3 protein-coding genes are annotated in these 3502 nt (G+C 57.0%); all 3 read right to left on the reverse strand.

Annotated features, from left to right (window positions below; all coding sequences use genetic code 11):
• Positions 1 to 577: ABC transporter permease (locus WBV42_RS16425; protein WP_423986979.1), on the reverse strand; the 577-nt coding region annotated here is incomplete at its 3' end.
• A 1-nt stretch (position 578) separates the two neighbouring features.
• Positions 579 to 1577 (reverse strand): ABC transporter permease, encoded by a 999-nt coding sequence (locus WBV42_RS16430; protein ID WP_423986980.1) that lies wholly within the window; start codon positions 1575 to 1577, stop codon positions 579 to 581.
• Between the two features lie 43 nt (positions 1578 to 1620).
• Positions 1621 to 3261 carry an ABC transporter substrate-binding protein gene (locus WBV42_RS16435; RefSeq protein WP_423986981.1) on the reverse strand — a complete coding sequence of 547 codons (1641 nt, stop codon included), beginning with the start codon at positions 3259 to 3261 and terminating at the stop codon, positions 1621 to 1623.
• Positions 3262 to 3502: the final 241 nt, after the last annotated feature.

Below are 3502 nucleotides of genomic sequence, written 5' to 3' on the forward strand. Positions count from 1 at the left end.
TCATCGCGAAGGTCAGGTCGCGACCGAATGCGGCCATGAACGCGATGACCAGCACGAGGAACGGAATCGCGTACAGGGTCTCCGCGAACCGCATCAGTACGTCGTCGGTCCATCCGCCGTGGTAGCCTGCCACCGCACCGAGTATCGTCCCGCAGATGAGTCCGAACCCGGTCGAGACGATGCCGACCTGCATGGCGATGCGTGAACCGTAGACGAGTCGAACGAGGATGTCCCGACCCCGGTGGTCCGTCCCGAGCGGGTACTCCCACAATCCCTTCCCGAACGTGTTGCTCGTCATCGCCGGAGGGCGCAGGATCTTGGCGTTCGTTGGATCGTTCACCGGGTTGTGCCAGAAGCTGCTCACGATGGCGTAGTCGAACAGTTTCGCGTCGATCCACGCGAACACTGCGAGGAACAGGATGAACCCGATGATGTAGAGGCCGATCCTCGCGGTGGTGTCCCGTCGGACCTGTTCGAGCGCATAGCGCCAGCCGACGTTGGCCTCGACTTTCGCTTCCCCTCGGTCGGTCGCGTTGGCGTTTCGAACGTCCGTCGAATTTGCTTCACCAGTTCCCATTTCAGTCCACCTCGTCGTAACTCACTCGCGGGTCGATGTACGCGTAGGAAATGTCGGTAATGACGACGCCGACGACGAACGTCAGGCCGAAGAAGATCGTCGTTCCCATGACCAGCGGGTAGTCCTGATTGTTGATTGCCGTAATGATGAGCCGTCCCATTCCGTTGATGTTGAACACCGTCTCGGTCAGCACCGCTCCGCCGAGCGCGGCGGTGAGTTGCAACCCGACGACCGTGATGACCGGCAGTTGGGCGTTCCGGAACGCGTGTTTCCGGACGATCTTTCGTTCCGCGACGCCGTAGGCGCGCGCCAGCTTCACGTACTCCTGCTGGAGCACTTCGAGCATCGAGGAGCGCTCGATACGCATGATCGCGGCCATCTGGAGCGTGCCGAGCGTTATCGCCGGGAGCAACAGATGCATGAACGTCTGCCAAAAGACGCCGAGTTGCGTAGACGCACCCTCGACCGCGCTCGGTTTCTGCCACGGTTCGACCAGCCCCGTTGCCGGGAACCAACCGAGGTAGTAGGCGAAGACGATGATGAGCATCAGACCGATCCAGAAATCGGGCGTGCTGACGCCGATGAGCGCAACGATGCGCGTGACGTGGTCGGTCGGTTGGTTGCGGCGTTTCGCGGAGATGATGCCGAGCGGAATCGCCAGGACCAGCGCGAAGGTGAAGCTCGACAGCATGAGCAGGAGCGTCACCGGAAGCCGTTGCATGATTTTCGTCGTGACTGGTGTCCGATAGTAGATGCTCCGGCCCAGGTCTCCTTGTGCAACCGAAACGAGGTAGTGGACGTACCGAACCGGTAGCGGTTTGTTCAGCCCGTACTGGGCACGAATCTGATCGACCATCTGTGCGCTCGGCGATGGCCCGAGCATGATCTGAACGGGATCACCCGGAATCGCGTTGGTCAGCAGGAACGTTATCGTGACGATGCCGAGCAACACCGGAATGGCCTGTAGTAAGCGTCGAATAGTGTAACGGAGGATTCCCATGTGTATTGTCGTTGAATCGTATCGAAACCGAAATTGGGGGCCGCTACTGCGACCCCATAGTGGCGTTGGTGTAGTCCGTCGAAAGGACGAAACTCGACACCGGATGCGGTTTGAACCCCTTCACGTCGTTTTTCACCCCGAAACTGTTCTTCAGGTTGTACGCCGGGAGATGCGCCCGGTCGTTCAGCATCTTCGTGATGGCGTCGGTATACAGTTTCTTCCGCTTGGCGTGGTCCGCCGATTTCCGTGCCTTCACTATCTGTTCGTCTATGTCGCTGTAGAAAGTCCCGTCCGTCGTTCCGTGTGCTTCCTTCGTATAGAAGTAATACGTGAACGCGTCGGGGTCGGGAGTGCCCGACCACCCCAACGTGTACATATTATAATCGCTCGGCTTGCCCGAGACGTACTTGTCGAGGAACGCACCCCAATCGAGACGCTGGACTTTGGCGTTGTATCCCGCTTCCTTCAACCCGTTCGCAACGGTGACGCCGAGTTGTTGGCGCTTGTCGTCCGGCGGAACAATGATGTTGGCGTTCCAGTTGTCCGGAACCTTGTCCGAACTCTTGAGCATCTGCTTCGCCTTGTCGATGTTCTTGTCGTGTGGAATCTTCTTCCACTTTTCCAGCGGGAAGCCCCATTTCTTCGAAATCTGTTTCGGGAATGGACTGTACTGGCGCACGCCGGTCGGCTCGACGAAGTTGGAAATAGCCTGGTCCATGTCGAAGCAGTAGTCGATAGCCTCCCGGACTTTGGGATCCGTCGTCGGCCCGTTCTTGCAGTTGAACGCGAGATAGAAGTAGCCCATCCCGATGACGGATTCGATGGACGTACCGTCCATGTTCTGGACCTGCTGCCAAAGCTTCGGTGGTATTTCCTCGATAACGTCGTTCTCGCCCGTTTGCAGGCTCGTCAACCGTGTCGTTGGTTCCTCGACGGGTTTGAACCGCACCTCGGCGAGATTCGGTTCCGGTTTGCCCCAGTAACCATCCCATCGGGAGATTTTGGCGTAGTTGCCTTCCTGCCAGCTATCGAATTTGAACGGTCCGGAGCCGACCGGATGTTTCTTGTTGAACTTCTTCTTGTCCTTCTCCCTGACCTTCTTTGGAACGACGGAGCTGGTCAGGACGTTCATAAACGGCCCGTATGGGTATTTCAAATCGAACTTGACCTTGCGCTTCCCCATTTTCGAAACCGAATCGATCATCGAGAATGTGGCGGCGTTCTCCGTTTCCTCCTTGACGGGGGCTGTGAAAGAGTACGCGATATCTTCTGGGGTGAGGGGGTCGCCGTTTTGAAATTTGATCCCCTTCTGAAACTCGACGATGTACGTCTTGCCGTTGTTCTTGACCGTCGGCTTGCCCGTTGCCATCTTCGGGACGACTTGGATGCCGGAGTTGTACGTGTACAATCCCTCGAACACCCGGTCCGAAACCTGTGCCGAGGGAACGTCGTTGAGGACGATCGGGTCGAACTCCAGCGGGCTTTTCACTTGCGCGAAGTTCAGTTTTCCGCTGCCGTTTCCGCCGCCGGAGCTGTTTTCGCCGCTTCCAGCGTTATTTCCGCCGTTTCCGGAATTGTCTTGACTCCCTGAACAACCCGCCAGCGCCGCAATGCCGGTTGCACCGAGGCCTTGCAGAAGCCGTCGTCGCTTGATCGAATCGGGTATCGTGCTTTTTTTCGTCATACTTTTTGTGATTTGTTGGTTGGGGTCGCCGCTCGTCCGCAGTCCGCGGACATGTGAGCAACTGTCGAATATTTTTTACTGAGCCAACCATTGTTATTGGGTGCCTGAAACGAACTATCGGAAGCGGTAATCATTGCCTACGAAGGTGATGCCACAAAACAAATTCGGAAAATATTATATCTAAATTCGAGCGATAACCCGCCAACAGTTCACGAGTACTACTCCGGATACCAATCCCTAT

It is taken from the genome of Haladaptatus sp., assembly GCF_049589095.1.
Lineage (GTDB): Archaea > Halobacteriota > Halobacteria > Halobacteriales > Haladaptataceae > Haladaptatus.

Coding starts and splice junctions, on each gene's coding strand:
- WBV42_RS16430 (WP_423986980.1), bottom strand. CDS start 1,577: ATGGGAATCCTCCGTTACACTATTCGACGCTTACTACAGGCCATTCCG.
- WBV42_RS16435 (WP_423986981.1), bottom strand. CDS start 3,261: ATGACGAAAAAAAGCACGATACCCGATTCGATCAAGCGACGACGGCTT.